Origin of the sequence: Paenibacillus sp. SYP-B3998, from assembly GCF_010820665.1 — a bacterium.
Lineage (GTDB): Bacteria > Bacillota > Bacilli > Paenibacillales > NBRC-103111 > Paenibacillus_E.
The window spans coordinates 99,547-115,856 of record NZ_JAAIKC010000005.1 but is presented as its reverse complement, the minus strand read 5'-3'; the positions used below and the strand labels follow the sequence as shown (position 1 = coordinate 115,856).

The window sequence follows — 16,310 nt, the reverse complement described above, 5'->3', positions numbered from 1 at the left end:
TTTCATGATTATCTCCGATTCACCTTGGGCTCAAAAGCAACACGGAATACATCGCCCAAGAAATTAAAACAGAGTACCGTCGTCAAAATGAATAAGCCTGGGAATAAAGCCAGATAAGGGCTCTCTCCGATGTATCCCTTAGCGTTATTCAGCATGCTGCCCCACGAAGAGAATGGCGGACGCACACCGAGACCCAGAAAGCTGAGTGCTGACTCCATCATGATGCTCCCTGCTATATTGATCGTCGCAGCTACAATAATGGTTGGCATAATGCTTGGAATAATGTGCCGCCAAATAATACGGAACGTACTTTGTCCAGAGACACGGGCATACACGACGTATTCTCGTTCCTTAGCAGATATCGTTTCTGCCCTTACAATCCGAGAGATATACATCCAGCTCAGCAGACCGATGATGATAATAATCGTAAAGATGCTAGGTTTCAAATACGCATTCAGAATCAACATAAGAAAAAAAGAAGGAATCGATAAGAAAATATCAACGCTGCGCATCATAAAACTGTCTGTTCGCCCGCCGAAGTAGCCACTAACCGTACCAATTGCGGTGCCGATGATCGTAGACACGATCATGGATAGGAAACCGACGCTCAGAGAGACTCGTCCGCCGTACAAAGCGCGGGCGAAGTAGTCTCGGCCGTTATCATCGGTGCCAAACCAATGCTCAGAGCTTGGCGGCTGTAAGCGCGCTGTCAGGTTGATGGCATTGGGATCATGCGGCACCACAAAAGCAAATGCCGCCATAAGCGCGTACACAACCAGTAGGATCAGTGCAGCGAGACCCGATTTTTGTTCCAACAATTGCGTCTTTAACAGACGCCACCTCATTTGGTTCATCTGGCCCTCACCTCTTCACCTTTATTCTCGGATCGACCACACTGTACAATAAATCGGCAAGTAAATTACCGAGAAGCAACATGAACGAGGCAATCATTGTGATTCCCATGATCAACGGATAATCTAAACTAAACACAGCGTTAATCCCTAATGAACCCATCCCTGGCCACGAAAACATACTTTCGACGATGAAAGCCCCCGTAATAATTTCAGAGAACGATAAACCGAAAATTGTAATGACAGGAAGCATGACATTCTTAAGCACATGGCGAAACAACACCACTCGTCGAGTCGAACCATACGCATATTGAATTTGCACGTAATCTTCTTCTAGCTGACTAATTGTGCTCGAACGAATATACCGCATGAACACAGAAATGTGGGTAATGCTGAGAACCAAACATGGCATCATCCAATGCTTGATGATATCCCATGCCGAATTCACCCCAATTGTACGCATGCCCATGCTTGGAAGCCAGTGCAGCTGGACGGTAAACACATAAATCAAGATCATCGCGAACCATAAACCGGGCAGCGAAATGCCGATATAGGACATCAAGCTAAGCACATGATCAATCAACTTATTTTTATTTAAAGCTGAAATGAGCCCAAATAAAATAGCTATGAGGAGAGACAACACGAATGCTGAGCTCATTAGACCTATTGTCGCCGGAAGTCTTTCTACAATAAGAGTCAGCACGGGTCTATGGTTGTTAAGCGAGTAACCGAAGTTACCCGTAAGCATATTTTTCAACCAGTACAGGTATTGAAGATAGATGGGCTGATCAAGCCCCATACTTTGCCTGATCCGGGCAATATCGTCCGGGCTCATATTCGGCGTAACAAACGATAACACCGGGTCACCCGGCGACAGCCTGATCAGGGCAAAAGAAACAATAGAGATGAACAGTAAGAGCGGAAATAATTGCAGCACACGACGTAAAAGGTATTTACTCAAACAGAAACCTCCCTAGACGGCGCCTTTTCGCCCATCCTGTTGTCATTTTCCTACTTCATGAAAATCTTAGCGTAATCATCGAACAGGACAACCTGCTTCGGCACTGCTTCTTCCAATCCGCCAAACTTAGTATCTACGGCAACAATCGATTTCCCGTAAGCGATCGGATAAGTAGTTACTTCTTCAGCCGAAATGTCCTGAATTTTTTGATACAAATCAGCCCGTTTCGTGACATCCGTCTCTACCGCTGCTTTAATCCACAGCTTGTCGAACTCTTCACTCTTGTAATGCGAGTAATTGTAAGAGCCATTGCTCAAATAAAGCGGTTTGTAAGCATCTGGTTCGAAGCCCATGCTATAGCCCCCGAAGGACATGTCGTAATCCGTATTGTCCTTGTTCAGCGCCTTCTTACCCAGGGCCGCTCCATCCAGCGGAATCAACTCAACCTCTACACCGATAGCCTTTAGCTTCTGTTGGACGTAGAGCGCCATATTGGCCTCTGTCTTACTAGCGTTAAAATAAGCAAAACGAATCTTCAAACCTTCAGCGCCTGCCGCTTTAAGCAATTCTTTGGCTTTCTCCGGATTGTACGTATAAGCCTTGAGATCCTTCTTCTGATACAAGGTATCCGGGGTAAAAATGGAGGAGGCCGGTTCGGCAAAATCCGTTGACGAGAACCCCGTCGTAATCAGTTCTTTTTTATCCAAGGCCTGTACAATCGCCTGACGCACTTCTTTTTTCTTCATGACGTCAATGTTAACGTTGAATACAAGGCTCGTAACCCCGCCTGAAGGGAACATAACGATATTGGTTTTACCCGTTTCCTTCACTTTATTGTAATCCTGCGGTTCGATCATCATCATGTTAACTTCACCGTTTTGCAGGGCAAGAACTGCCGTATTGCTGTCCTTGGCCACTCGGTATGTAATCGCATCAAGCTTCGCTTTTCCAGCAAAATAATTATCGTAACGGGTTAACATGATATATTCGCCAGGACGATAATCTTTGAATTGAAAGGGGCCCGATCCGATGGGCTTATTATTTTTAGCGCTTTTCTCCATGTCGGCTTCTCCCTCAAAAATATGCTTAGGAATCGGGAAAATCTGCACGAGAGCGCCTTCAAATGCTGCGGTTGCCTGTGGCAGTACAAAATCGACCGTCAATTCGTCCACTTTGCTTACTTGAATCGGCTTGCCATCCAATACGAACAAGCTGCGGAAGTAACTATGCTGCTTCTCATCAAGCAGGCTGTTGAAGGTGAACACGACATCGTCCGCGGTCAATTTCTGCCCGTCATGCCACGTCAACCCACTGCGCAGCTTCATGGTATATTTCGTAAGATCAGCCGTTGGCGTCAAGCTCTCCGCTAGCACAAATGTTTTTTTACCATTATTGATACTAAAAAAGGGAGCATACAGCGATTGGTCGATTGTCAATGACATCCGATCTCCCGCATAGATCGGATTAAACGTTTTGGGGTCGTCTTTAATGGCGACGATTAAGTTGCCTCCCACTTTGGAATCGCTTGACGCCGTTTTGCTCTCCTCCGTTGGCGCCCCGCTGCATGCACTCGCGACCATCACTAATGTCAATAAACCTACAGTTAATAAACTTCTATTTCTTTTCATTCCATAACCTCCCGATGAAAATAGTTTATATTCCATATGTGATGCCTCTAGCTGTCCAGTAGGCAAACTTTTAAATCCGCATAAGTTTACTTGGTTAAACATTTAAAAATTTTTACTCCATTTTTTCCTTTAGCACGTTCTCCAACAAATCATTTAGTTTGGTTAATCCGTTTGAAATCTCCTGTAGATCCTTTTCCGTTGCATTTTTTACGAATAGTTGTTGAAAGTCATTGACGTTTGATAAAATTTCTTTCATTTTGTCCAAAGCCGTTTGAGTGAGCTGGATCAGGACAACTCTCTGATCTTCTTTTTTCCGTATGCGCTCGATCAAGTCCATATTCTCAAGACGAGAGCAAATCGCAGAAACATTACTGTCCACCATATTCAAAGCTCCGCCAATATCGCTGACCCTCATCGCACCTCTATCATTAAGTAAAAGTAAAATATTAATTGATGGTGTCGTAAGATTATGATGTGCGTAATGCTGATTGACGATCTTAGCTTGCTTTGATTCAATCACTCGGAGCAGTTCACCGATCAAAATACAGTAATCTACTAATTTCATTGACCCCACCACCCTGCATTTATTTATCACGATAACTATTATTAGAATAAATATTATAACGATAACTATAATTCGTCAATCTTTTTCCATCTATACCTTTGCCACGCAGAATATCATACGTGAGAAAGTAAAAGTCTCGAAACTCCTCTAGAGGAATTCGAGACTTTGTTCTGACCTTGATTACTTATTTGCCTTATGAACTTTCAATAATTTACCCTTAATGGTTGTATGCTTCATAACTTCTAAGACCAATGGGCCCTTACCATTTAGAATGTCGACATAAGTGACTGTATCCTGAATCGTAATAATCCCAATGTCATCTGCTGTAACGCCATCAATTTTGGCAATGGTGCCCACGAAATCGACTGCTCTTAATTTCTTTTTCTTGCCGCCATTGAAATATAGCTTTAATATTTCTTTGTTTAATTGTTCGCTTTTATCTTTGATGACCGTGGGTTGAATATTGATTTTCTTTTCAAAAGCTGTCGTACAAGCTAACACTTCTTCGTTGGAAGGAGCGTTTAATTTAGGAATCTCGAAGCCGATGTAGCCTTGAATCTCCGCTAGAAACTTGCCTTCATGAGGTGTAACGAAGGTGATCGCTTTCCCTTCTTGACCTGCACGTCCTGTTCTTCCGGTACGGTGTACATAGCTTTCTTTGTCCATGGGAAGGTCGTAGTTAATGACATGGGTAATGTTTTTAATATCAATTCCTCTTGCCGCTACATCGGTAGCAATTAAATAACGGAATTGTCCTCTTTTAAAAGCATTCATCACTTCGAATCGTTCTTCTTGCTCCATACCGCCGTGGATTTTATCGCACGGATAATCCAAGTCGGCTAGCTGTCTAAACAATTGATTAACCTGCTCTTGCGTTCGGCAGAAAATAATGCAGCTATCTGGATTTTCTACAATCGTAACGTCTTTAAGTAAAGAAAACTTATCGTTCTCCTTCACTTCGAACAAAGCATGCTCGATAGAAGCTGTCGTGATGCCCGCTGCTTTGATTTCGATATGAACAGGATCGTTCATATATTTACGAGAAAGGTTCTCTACGTCTTCTGGTAAAGTAGCAGAGAATAGCATGGTTACTCGATCTCTAGGCAGCTTCTGAATAATCGCTTCTACTTGCTCGATGAATCCCATATTCAGCATCTCATCGGCTTCATCTATAACCAGATACGCTAGGCGCCCTAAAGAAAGTGTTCCTCTTTCAATATGATCTAATACACGACCTGGGGTCCCTGCGACCACATGATTTTTCTGGTTTAACTCTAGTTTCTGTCTGGCAAAAGAATCCTTACCATAGACAGCTGTCGCTTTAATTCTTTTATATCGTCCAATATTCGTAATATCCTCTTTCACTTGAACAGCCAGCTCTCGCGTTGGCGCTAGGATTAAGGCTTGCGGCTTATTCTCATTCCAATCGATCAGATCGCATATCGGAATACCGAATGCCGCTGTCTTCCCGCTTCCTGTTTGAGATTTCACAACAAGATCCCTCTTGGCTAACGCCACGGGAATAACTTCACTTTGGACATCGGTTAGGTTCTCGTAGCCTAGATCAGCCAATGCTCTTACGATTTCATCACTTAATTCGAAGTCTTTAAACGATTTGTTGCTCATAGGTTAACCTCATCTATTCTGTATGTTGTCCTTGCATTATAGCATGTTGGTTCTCTGATTGATTTAGTAATACCAAATTCAAACAAGAAACCGATCACTGATTCTTAGGTTAGGCATGCGCATTTGGCTTTTGGATGCACCAGGTACTCATACAGCGCTGCCCAGCCACGTTGACGGTCTTCAGCGGCTCAAACCATGTACCCTTCAACATCTCCGTCGTGTTTATAATTAATCCCTCATCGACCAGAAAACGCGTACTTCCGTCTGGCAGCTGATAGCGGCGATCGCCGAGCAGTGTAATCTTCGATTCTATTCCGATTGAAGAAGCAAGGCGTATAAAGAGCTTACCTCCCGGTTTTAATACCCGCCATAGCTCATGAATCATTTGTAGAAAATGTGCTTCATTTTTTGCAAAATGCAAAACGGCATTATTAATGACAAAATCAAAACTGTCGTTAGCAAAACTCATCTGCTCGACAGCTTCCACACGCGCTTGTTCGCTTAACCAAGCAGGGGCAAGTCTCATCGCCATCTCCTGAACGGTACGGATAGCTTCTGCCGATTGATCCACGGCATATACGTTGTACCCGTTACGTAATAAATATGAAAGATTGCGCCCGGAGCCGCAGCCAGCATCAAGTATGCGCATATCTATCGTAATTTGCCCTTTTAACAATTGATCAAACAAATAAATATCGATTCCGCCTAGCTGCTCGAGAAGATTCATCCTTCACACTCACCTTCAGACTACTATTTATTAAGTCTATCTATGGGGTCTTATGCCCCCAATTGAGCCTATCGCCACCAGCAATTTCCCATGTAAAGTTAACATACAATGTAAATAATGGTTGCCCTGTTTCCCTTCCTATGTAAAAATATGATAGAGGTTTCCTGCCTAAGCGTTGTATGAATACGAAACTACATTGATAAAGGTGGTTGTAAGGTGAGCAATTTACAGACGATGAATCCAGAAGAAGTGACCGCAAGAGCATACGTGCAAGACGTATACGAAACCGTAGTAACACGTAATCCACATGAAACCGAGTTTCATCAAGCTGTCAAAGAAATTCTCGAATCCTTAGTGCCCGTCATTGCTAAGCATCCGAAGTATAGACAGCATGGTATTCTGGAGAGAATGGTGGAGCCTGAGCGTCTGATTACCTTTCGAGTCCCTTGGGTAGACGATCAAGGTATTGTTCAAGTAAATCGCGGATTTCGCGTGCAATTCAATAGCGCTATCGGACCTTACAAAGGCGGCTTGAGATTCCATCCGTCGGTAAACGCCAGCATTATTAAGTTCCTCGGATTCGAGCAAACGTTCAAAAACTCCCTTACCGGACAACCTATTGGTGGCGGTAAAGGCGGATCTGACTTTGATCCAAAAGGCAAATCCGACGGAGAAGTCATGCGTTTCACACAAAGCTTTATGACCGAGTTGTACAAATATATTGGCCCGGACACCGACGTGCCTGCCGGCGACATTGGCGTTGGCGCTAGAGAAATCGGTTATATGTTCGGTCAATATAAAAGAATTCGCGGAGGTTATGAAGCCGGCGTACTGACGGGTAAGGGCATTCCTTACGGAGGTAGTTTGGCCCGGACGGAAGCTACTGGTTATGGTGCCGTTTATTTCGCCAATGAAATGCTGAATTCCAAAGGCTTAAGCTTTGAAGAAAGCACCGTTGTAGTTTCAGGCTCTGGCAACGTGTCTATCTATGCCATTCAAAAAGCGACTCAATTAGGGGCTAAGGTCATTGCCTGTAGCGATTCGAACGGGTACGTCTATGATAAAAATGGGATTAACCTCGAAACGGTACAGAGATTGAAAGAAGTAGAAAGAAAACGTATTAGCGAGTATGTAAAAGAGCATCCCCATGCTATTTATACAGAGGGTTGTCAGGATATATGGTCCATTCCTTGCGATATTGCACTTCCTTGCGCTACACAAAATGAAATCAATGAAGCATCGGCTAAATTGCTAGTTGCTAACGGCGTTAAAGCCATCGCAGAAGGAGCTAACATGCCTTCTACGCTAGAAGCCATCGATGTATTTTTGAAAGCAGACGTGCTATTCGGGCCTGCTAAAGCCGCAAATGCGGGAGGCGTTTCCGTCTCAGCACTCGAAATGTCGCAAAATAGCATGAGATACTCCTGGAGATTCCATGAAGTTGATGACAAGCTTCATGAGATCATGAAGAATATTTATAAAAACTCCATCGAGGCTGCTGAGGAATATGGCTATCCGGGTAACCTCGTTGTGGGTGCCAACATCGCCGGATTCATCAAAGTAGCAGACTCCATGATCGCGCACGGCGTTATTTAATCAAAGGCGGTTGTGCCCACCATACTGGTTAAAAGGAAGAAGGGTGAAATGGAAAATAACCCTTCCATTATCCATAAGAAAGGAGCCGCATAAGTTATTGCGGCTCCTTTCTTTGTCTGTATCCGCTAAGCTAACTTCACTGGCGTTACACCATGTGAATTCTTCCTGCTTCATCCGTTGTAAACTTCTCTCTGCGGACTCGATTTTCCCCTTGATACAATTCAATAACTCTGACCGAACTCACGGAATCATCGATAGTAAGTTTCCACCCGTTTGTGTTTAATAACGCGGAAAGCTCTTCTAGCTCCATTGCTTTATAGCCATAAAACCCACTAAGTCCTGCCCATCTTTTTAGAAGAACCTTCGTAACATGCGTAAGCTTATCTGAAGTAGCTTCAATCGTTTTTTTTCTCTTTGTCATTTCTACTTGCCTCCGTTTGTCTGAGTCTTGATGATCAACCTACTGTCAAACGGTCCTTATCAAGGTTATTTTCCGTGGTTGCTTTAATTTGCTTACTTCTAAGCTGCCCACAAGCAGCGTCAATATCTGTCCCGTGTTCCAGGCGAACACTGCAGCTAATGCCTTGCTTTTTCAACGTGTCATAAAACGCTCGTACCGATTCCCGCTCACTTCTTTGATATTGACTGTGTTCATCGACTGGATTATATGGAATTAAGTTGACATTTGCAAGATGTTTTCTATCCCCAACGAGTTCAGCAAGCTGAAGAGCATGCTCCCTTTGGTCATTAACATCCTTCAGCAAAATATATTCCAACGTGATTCTTCGATTCGTTTTTTCCAAATAGTAATCAATGGCCTGCATTAATTTTTCTATAGGAATGGCGCGGTTTATTTTCATTATTCGCGTTCGAAGCTCATTCGTTGGGGCATGTAAGGAAATCGCTAGGTTGACCTTCAGATCCGTGTCCGCGAATTCAATAATTTTATCAGCAAGGCCGCTTGTTGATACGGTAATATGCCTCGCAGCAAGGGCTAGCCCCTTCTGATCCTTCACAATCAGAATGAAGTCCGTTAGATTTTTAAAGTTATCAAACGGCTCGCCAATCCCCATCACGACAACGTGACTCACGAGTTCATCTTTTTCCATTTTATCGAGATGATGTTGGACCTTCATAATTTGTTCCACGATTTCACCGCTGGATAAATCACGTTTTTTGGCTAACAGCCCGCTCGCGCAGAAGCTACAACCAATATTACAACCCACTTGCGTTGTAACACAAACGGATAAACCAAATTTATGTCTCATCAATACGGTTTCAATCAGATTGCCATCCATTAGCTTGAACAAAAACTTAATGGTTCCATCTGACGATTCTTGCTTCATGTGCTCGGTTAACGTGTGGATAACAAAATGATTTTCCAGTAATTGAAGACACTCTTGATGAACATCAACCATCTCAGAGAAATCAGTAACCCTTTTCCGATAAAGCCAATCCCAAACTTGTGATGCCCGAAATTTCTTATGCCCATATCCCAGTAACCATGCTGTCAGTTGATCAAATGTTAATCCATAAATGGATTCTTTATTCATCGCTATCCTCTTTTCAAAACTGTAAAATTCAGTCCTAGTTCTACTTAAGCAGCCGAAGCCAATAATCTATTTATTATTGTCCCAAATTTTTTTTATTAAAACAAGGGGAGCTAGCCAGTTATTTGGCTTTAACTGATTCCAGTCACTCATTATTCACATTAATTTGGTATTTTGAAGCTAACCGTTGTTCCTTGACCAATCGTACTTTGGATTAGCAAGCCCTGTCCGTATATTTGTTTCAATCGTTGATCTGTATTGAGCAGGCCAATCCCTCTCCGTTTGTCAGGCCGGTTGTTAAGTAATCCATGCAGCTTGTCCTCGCCGATTCCTACACCGTTATCCTTAATCGAAATTTCTACGCATTCCTTCAAATCGCTAATGCGGATATGTACCGTCCCCCCGCTTGCGCGTTTGAGTATACCGTGATTCAAGGCATTCTCGACTAGCGTCTGAATGGTCAGAGGAGGCAGCCAAATTTGAATATTTTCATCAACTTCCCAAACGATCTGCAGCCTATCATCAAAGCGCTCCTTCTCAATGTACAAATAGGAACGTACCAGTTCGATTTCCCGCTCCAACGGAACAACGCGATCCAAATTATGGGCATCAAAATTCGACCGCATATAATCTCCGAATACATCTAATAACGCTCTCATTCTGTTGCCATCAATATCCCCTAGCGCGGAAATCGTATTCAGCGTATTAAATAGAAAGTGGGGTTTGATCTGTGCGTGCAGCCATGCCGCTTCTACGCGGAGCTGCTCGCCTATCGACTTTTTCAATTCGGTTAATGCGCGTACTCGCGATCTCAACTCCATCGCATCCATCGGTTTCATCACATAATCGTTCGCGCCGGAAAGGAACCCGGCATCTATATCTTCTGACCGACTGCGTGCTGTCAAGAGAAGGATCGGCAGCTCGGAGATCGAGAAGCGCTCACGAATGAGACGCGTCAGCTCATAGCCAGACATGTGCGGCATCATAATATCAGTAATAATCAAATCCCAATGCTCCGTATCTATTCGAGCTATCGCCTCTCTGCCGCTCGTTACAGTCACGATATCGTATTGTTCAACAGAGAGCATAGTGTAAAGAATTCTCAAGTTAAGAGGATCATCATCCACAGCCAAAATCCGTGGGGTACTCCCTAGAAAACTTAATCTCGACTCAGACTCCCTCTCAGACAAATCGTTAGATGCGCTAAAATCTACGGCTGCGGCAGTTTCCACATCTACGATGGAGCTATCCTGCTCATGGGCTACTTCTTCTTGCTTCTCTGCTGGGATGAACAAAGGCAATGTGAAGGAGAACACGGAACCGACATCGGGGGTTGATTTCACTTGCAATGTACCACCGTGAAGTTCTACCAATTGTTTAGTGATACTCAAGCCGAGCCCCAGTCCGCCCCCTACAGCGGTCATGCTGGAATCGCCTTGCTCGTATCGTTCGAAAATTTGAACTTGAGTTTCCTTATCCATGCCCATTCCTGCATCAATAATATGGATCGTCGCTTTCCCGTCTGCACTGACATGAGCGGTAACCGTTATATCCCCTTCACTCGTGTACTTGATTGCATTATGAATCAGATTAAACAGGATTTGAATAAGCCTATTTTCATCCGCAAGTACGCTCGGGAATTCTGCTGGGATAAGCATAACCAACTTAATTGGCTTCCCCTCCGTCATGAAACGAAGCATATCCACGACCCCGGCGGCGACGGATTGAATTCGTAAATCTGCAACTTGGAGATTAATTTCATTTTCCCTTAAACGATTTAAATCGAGCAGATCATTCAACAACAGCGTCATTCGCCGTCCTACACGAATTAATAGTTCCATGTTTCTCTTGTTCTTGTCATCCAATGTACTTTTTTCACTATCCAAGACGTTCTGGGCGATGCTGATAATCCCGTGAAGTGGATTTCGCAGCTCGTGCGAAGTATTAGCCAGAAAATCGTCTTTAAGCTTGTCAACTTTGGTGAGCTTGTCGGCAAGGCTTTGCGTTTCAGCCGTATTTCGATAGAATCGTTTAAACCAGTAACCCGCGAAGCCCAAAAAGGCGAAAATGAGGTCAAAAGGGTAGTAAGTCAGCTCGATTGAACCTATATTTTTGATAAGGCCCCACACAGTGGTGTTAGCAATCCCAGTAGCTCCTAGTAATAAATAAATAGCATCCGGGTCCTTCTTCAAAGCAGCACGCAGCATATAGATCGGAATCATCAGGTTAGGTAACAATAAAATAAGTAGAAACGGATAGCCAGTCATTACCGTATATTTGGTCGGGGAAAATAAGACAAACAAAGAAAATAAGATACAGAAGTAAACGAACCAACTGAAAGCTTTAATTTTACCGTACTCAGGAACCATATGCTTGGCGAATAAAATGATAAATGCGGCCGCACCGGTGTAGCTCAAAAATTGAACCTTGAGTGTCCCTCCAAACTCCAAGGGCACCCATACCAACAACAAGCGATCATCGTCCACGATTACCGTCGTGATTGTGAAAATAATCAAAAGAGTGAAGTAAATCAATGCTTTTTGGCGCGTCCCTAAAAAGAATAATAAGATTGCGTAAAATGCGTGTAGTAAAAGAACAATACACACCATCAACTGCGAACCGATAGAAAAAAATTTCTTCTGATTTATGGCAGATTCCGTTCCAAATCGAATAGGTCCAACAATACCACCCGTACCGATATAGCTATCGTTAGATACGTGAATGACAATTTCAATCTCGTTATGATCTGTAATAAAAGTTCCATAGTAAGGATTATTTCGAGCTTTGAACTGAGCAGCGTCCTCTGAAGGATGACCTGAACTTCCTACGGATTTGCCGTTTACAAAAAGCTCGGATGCCGTTTGAATGTCAGAAACCCTAAGCCCATAGGATTGTTGCATATTGGTATTCATCAGAATGCGCAGTCGATAAGTCCCAAACGTATACGGATTACTTTTATCATTTAGCAGAATCATAGCTCGTCTATCTGGCGCCTGAATAAAGCTTCTTCCGGCATCGGAAGAGCTTGGTCGGTCCCTCATATTTGGGTTCAAAAAAAGACTCGGATAAAATTCCCACTGTCCCTCTAAAGGGATGGTTTCATCATTGGGAAGATCCCAGCTGCGCAGATCCAATATTCCGTTGATCGCTTGAGGATGAACTGGAGCCTCATGGGTGGAATTCCACAGAATACGTAATCCAGTCAGTAGAACGAGGAATAGGCCCGTTATTAGAAGTATTTTCGTTTTAGACATCATAGTAGTCTAGCATTTCGACATCAAAATCTAAATTCCTCCCTCACTGCCATTCAGAGCAGTTAGGCTTACTTCCTCACATAGCTCCGTTCGCTCACAATCGTTGCTGACGCTCTTTTCGCAAACAAAAGTGCCCCTACTGAGCTTACGCCTGCAATCTCCCGCTTATTAAGTCCATCCTATACTGTCTTGGCGTTACCCCGGTCCACTTCTTAAAAGCGCTTTGGAACGCGCTTGGCTCTGAGAAATGAAGAAGATAAGCAACCTCTGCAACCTTATACTCCGCTTTAGCCAAATAACCAACAGCAAGCTCTCTTCGAACACGATGAATCAGATCTTGATAAGTTGTATCTTCTTGCTTTAGCTTAGCTTGAATACTCCTTACGCTCATTTTGAATGCCCTTGCTGTATCCTTTAAACTCGGAAAATACATCGGCATGCACTTGATGATCCAATTGTACAACTGGTCCGAAAATACGCGACCGCGCATAAATCGTTGTCTTGCTTCCTCCGCGATGACCTCGAAGGTTCCTAATAACTTCGGGTCCGCAAATAAAATGGGATATTCCAGAACATCTTTGCTCATACGAATCGTGTTCGCATCTTTGCCAAACCGAGGCGTTATCCCCAATACAGATCTATACGCTTCCAGCTCTGAGGAGAGCGCGTGGGTAAAATCCACCTCTTTTAAAGAAATAGGCCTGCAACTTAGCCTTATCATCAAATGATACAACGAACTCCCCATATCCTCCATGCAGTGTCGAGCAGGCTGCCTGTGCACATGATTAGACGACATCGTAATGATGACATCGTTCCCCTCCACTTCCCAACTGATGTTGTATCCGTTGCATACGATAACATTATACTTTTGGTAAGCAGCTAAAGCTTGACCGATGGTCTTTGAGTGCAGCATGACATAGCCTAAAATGCCCAAATCAGAAACTTCTATGTTCTGTCCCTGATGTAATCCAAACATTTCATCTGAGGTAATTGCAGCGGCCAACTCGGTCATACGTTCAAGGTCTTCTCCCGACAAGCGAGCCTCCGTATCATGGAGAAACGATTCATCTATATTTGCTCTTCTAAAAAAATCAGCTTTGTCATGTCCCTTGATAACAATGGTTTTCACAATCGGATAAACAAGAGAGACAGATACTCCAGTGTAGGTTGGCAAAAACTCAATCCTCCTTTCTGCACGTAAGAATAAGATTTTGGCACGTTTCATCATATTTATATCGCTTCATTTCCTTTATTCTTACTATATCTTAACACGCACAGTGATGATAGATGAATAAACGAAGCCAGTAAAATGGCTCTAATAAGAGGAGATATGAACATGCACCCAAACATAGCCATCATTAATGGACATCCCTATGCCGAAAGCTACTGCACCGCTTTATCTGAGGCCTACAAGAAAGGTGCAATCGCCAGCGGCTCGGCTGTACGCAGTATTCATATAGGTTCCTTGGATTTTGAACCCAATTTGAAATTTGGGTACAGTAAACGCATGGATTTAGAAGCAGATTTGCTCGCCGCTCAAGAGACGATTCGTTGGGCAGATCACCTCGTCTTCGTATATCCAATATGGTGGGGAACGGTCCCTGCCGTCATGAAAGGGTTCATCGATCGTGTGTTTTTGCCTGGCTTCGCCTATAAAACTCGTCCAAATTCCGCCATGTGGGATAAATTATTAAAGGGGAAGTCCGCCCGTCTCATTGTAACTATGGACTCGCCCTCCTGGTACTATCGATTGGTGTACAAACAAGCTGGTCACCTTATTATGAAGCGAGGCACTTTGCAATACTCCGGAATTAATCCTGTCAAAATTACAGAACTAGGTCCAATCAAGTCTTCAACTGACAAACAGCGCGAAAAGTGGTTGGCTAAGGTTGAAGCTTTGGGTGTGAAGCGTTCGTAGATACGAAGAGGGAACCGTAATTGAGGTTTCATAGGTTTTGTGCTGCGGCTCATTATATCCCCAGGATACCTGAAATCCTGATTCATAATTTAAAAAGAGCCAGCTTCCTCATTTAGGGGAACTTGGCTTTTTTGAATATCGAAATTCGTCCCTCAATTGCGTGAGATGACAGATTCTCCAGCAGGCTCCACTACCCAAACGAACATGCCTCAAGCAAAGCCCGCGTATAGTCAGCTTGTGGATTACGCAGAACTTCCTCTGTAAGGTTCTCTTCAACAATTACGCCGTCTTTCATAACTGCCATACGATCGGCAAACCCGTCAATGGATTCCAAACGGTGGGTAATATGCAGAATTGACATTCGCTGCTCGTTTTTTAAAGAAACGAGCAGCTTCAGAATTTCATCCTCCGTCTTTGGATCAAGGGCCGACGTAATTTCGTCAGCTATGAGCAGAGCAGGGGAAAGAGACAGTGCCCGTGCAATGGCGACACGCTGCTTCTGCCCGCCCGAACATTCTGAAGGTCGGCGCTCCAGCAGCTCACGCGAGAGCTTCACTAAATCCAATAACTCCTCCACCCGCTCATATGCCTTCTATTCATGTTGCACTCGAGATATTTATCCACTACTGCTGTACACGCACTTCATCGTCTATAATTTGTCCATCCCCAATTACCATAATTCGGTCAGCCACATAACGAGCAGCCCTAATATCGTGGCTAATGAGCAGTAGCGTCATTCGATGCTCCCTGACTTTCGTAATTAGAAGCTCCAAGATTTCGCGCTTAACAATCGGATCGAGCGAGCCCGTAGGTTCATCTGCTATCAACACCTCAGGCTTGTTCACGAGAGCGAGGGCGATCAATGCCCGGCTCAACATACCTCCGCTTAATTCGTGAGGATAACGGTCTAACAGCTTATCATCGAGCTGTACCTCCCGTAAACTTCGTCCTGCCTCGATACGCTTTTCTCTTTCGGTCCGAGGCTTCACCATCGCTTCATAGTGCCTTTTGGGCCACTTCCGTAAATAGATTTCCCTCCAATTAGCACAGTCCCTATGACCGATTCCTTCGGCTGTAGCCCATAAAGAGCCCTTCCCAAAGTTGTTTTACCTGAGCCCGACTCTCCGATCAGCGCTGTTACGCTACCAGCAGTAATTTCAAAGGATACAGGCTGTAAAATAGTATGATTCCCATAGGAGACACTCAATTGATCAGCTGTGATAGCTCCCCCTGTCAGCCCGACAATTGCAGGAGCTTGCGTCAAAGCTTTTCTTTTCATGCCAGTTTCTTTCTCCATTGTGGACAAGGGGATCGTCTTTTCCCCTAATAAAGCGAGACCTATCGTAACTAGTAAAATACTCAGCGTCGGTGGAATTACCGTCCACTGCCATGATTCCGTCAACCACGTCTCATTGCTGGAGAACGCCAACTGTAGCATTTTCCCCCAAGAAGGGTGATTGGGATCTCCGATACCTAAGAAGGATAGGCTTGCCTCCATGGCAACCGCTTGTCTGAATGATAGAATTAGCTTCGTTCTGAGCAGTGGCCATAGGAAAGGTAAAAGATGCTTACGTAAAATATAAAAAGTTTTGCCGCACATTTGTGGCGTGACGATAATTCTCACTTTTACGCTG

15 protein-coding genes are annotated in these 16,310 nt (G+C 43.9%); 2 read left to right on the top strand and 13 right to left on the bottom strand.

Annotation, left to right across the window (positions count from 1 at the left end; all coding sequences use genetic code 11):
* Window positions 1-8 precede the first annotated feature (8 nt).
* From GK047_RS15240 to GK047_RS15215, 6 genes are all read right to left on the bottom strand, one after another.
* On the bottom strand, window positions 9-854 hold the full coding sequence (locus GK047_RS15240) for an ABC transporter permease (protein WP_163948193.1): 846 nt from the start codon (window positions 852-854) through the stop codon (window positions 9-11).
* Between the two features lie 7 nt (window positions 855-861).
* Entirely contained in the window at window positions 862-1,812 is a 951-nt protein-coding gene (locus tag GK047_RS15235) for an ABC transporter permease (protein ID WP_163948189.1), read from the bottom strand.
* A 50-nt stretch (window positions 1,813-1,862) separates the two neighbouring features.
* Window positions 1,863-3,440 (bottom strand): ABC transporter substrate-binding protein, encoded by a 1,578-nt coding sequence (locus GK047_RS15230; RefSeq protein ID WP_163948186.1) that lies wholly within the window; start codon window positions 3,438-3,440, stop codon window positions 1,863-1,865.
* Between the two features lie 112 nt (window positions 3,441-3,552).
* Window positions 3,553-4,005 carry a MarR family winged helix-turn-helix transcriptional regulator gene (locus GK047_RS15225; RefSeq protein WP_163948183.1) on the bottom strand — a complete coding sequence of 151 codons (453 nt, stop codon included), beginning with the start codon at window positions 4,003-4,005 and terminating at the stop codon, window positions 3,553-3,555.
* A 180-nt stretch (window positions 4,006-4,185) separates the two neighbouring features.
* Entirely contained in the window at window positions 4,186-5,631 is a 1,446-nt protein-coding gene (locus GK047_RS15220; protein ID WP_163948180.1) for a DEAD/DEAH box helicase, read from the bottom strand.
* 109 nt (window positions 5,632-5,740) lie between these two features.
* A complete protein-coding gene (locus tag GK047_RS15215) occupies window positions 5,741-6,358 on the bottom strand; it encodes a class I SAM-dependent methyltransferase (RefSeq protein WP_163948177.1) in 618 nt (205 codons plus the stop codon).
* 234 nt (window positions 6,359-6,592) lie between these two features.
* Between GK047_RS15215 and gdhA the strand changes: the two genes are divergently transcribed.
* Entirely contained in the window at window positions 6,593-7,954 is a 1,362-nt protein-coding gene (gdhA, locus tag GK047_RS15210) for an NADP-specific glutamate dehydrogenase (protein WP_163948851.1), read from the top strand.
* 145 nt (window positions 7,955-8,099) lie between these two features.
* Here the strand turns inward: gdhA and GK047_RS15205 are convergent, their stop codons facing one another.
* The 4 genes from GK047_RS15205 to GK047_RS15190 all read right to left on the bottom strand — a co-directional run bounded on the left by GK047_RS15205 (window position 8,100) and on the right by GK047_RS15190 (window position 13,932).
* Window positions 8,100-8,375, bottom strand: coding sequence for a hypothetical protein (locus tag GK047_RS15205; protein WP_163948175.1), 276 nt, complete (start codon window positions 8,373-8,375; stop codon window positions 8,100-8,102).
* Window positions 8,376-8,409: 34 nt separating this feature from the next.
* Entirely contained in the window at window positions 8,410-9,507 is a 1,098-nt protein-coding gene (gene rlmN / locus GK047_RS15200) for a dual-specificity RNA methyltransferase RlmN (RefSeq protein ID WP_163948172.1), read from the bottom strand.
* A gap of 158 nt (window positions 9,508-9,665) precedes the next feature.
* Window positions 9,666-12,761: an ATP-binding protein gene (locus tag GK047_RS15195; RefSeq protein WP_240343978.1), complete on the bottom strand. Its 3,096-nt coding sequence runs from the start codon at window positions 12,759-12,761 to the stop codon at window positions 9,666-9,668.
* A gap of 142 nt (window positions 12,762-12,903) precedes the next feature.
* Window positions 12,904-13,932 (bottom strand): AraC family transcriptional regulator, encoded by a 1,029-nt coding sequence (locus GK047_RS15190; protein ID WP_240343977.1) that lies wholly within the window; start codon window positions 13,930-13,932, stop codon window positions 12,904-12,906.
* 162 nt (window positions 13,933-14,094) lie between these two features.
* Here GK047_RS15190 and GK047_RS15185 point away from each other — a divergent pair, with 162 nt between their 5' ends.
* Window positions 14,095-14,676, top strand: coding sequence for an NAD(P)H-dependent oxidoreductase (locus GK047_RS15185; protein ID WP_163948169.1), 582 nt, complete (start codon window positions 14,095-14,097; stop codon window positions 14,674-14,676).
* A 190-nt stretch (window positions 14,677-14,866) separates the two neighbouring features.
* Here GK047_RS15185 and GK047_RS15180 read toward each other — a convergent pair whose 3' ends face one another.
* The 3 genes from GK047_RS15180 to GK047_RS30395 are packed head-to-tail and all read right to left on the bottom strand — an operon-like array spanning window position 14,867 to window position 16,300.
* Window positions 14,867-15,253, bottom strand: coding sequence for an ATP-binding cassette domain-containing protein (locus GK047_RS15180; protein ID WP_163948166.1), 387 nt, complete (start codon window positions 15,251-15,253; stop codon window positions 14,867-14,869).
* 46 nt (window positions 15,254-15,299) lie between these two features.
* Window positions 15,300-15,668, bottom strand: a complete 369-nt coding sequence (locus tag GK047_RS30185) for an ATP-binding cassette domain-containing protein (protein ID WP_163948163.1) — start codon at window positions 15,666-15,668, stop codon at window positions 15,300-15,302.
* Window positions 15,662-16,300 carry an ATP-binding cassette domain-containing protein gene (locus GK047_RS30395; RefSeq protein ID WP_163948160.1) on the bottom strand — a complete coding sequence of 213 codons (639 nt, stop codon included), beginning with the start codon at window positions 16,298-16,300 and terminating at the stop codon, window positions 15,662-15,664. The genes GK047_RS30185 and GK047_RS30395 overlap by 7 nt, the downstream gene beginning before the upstream one ends.
* Window positions 16,301-16,310: the final 10 nt, after the last annotated feature.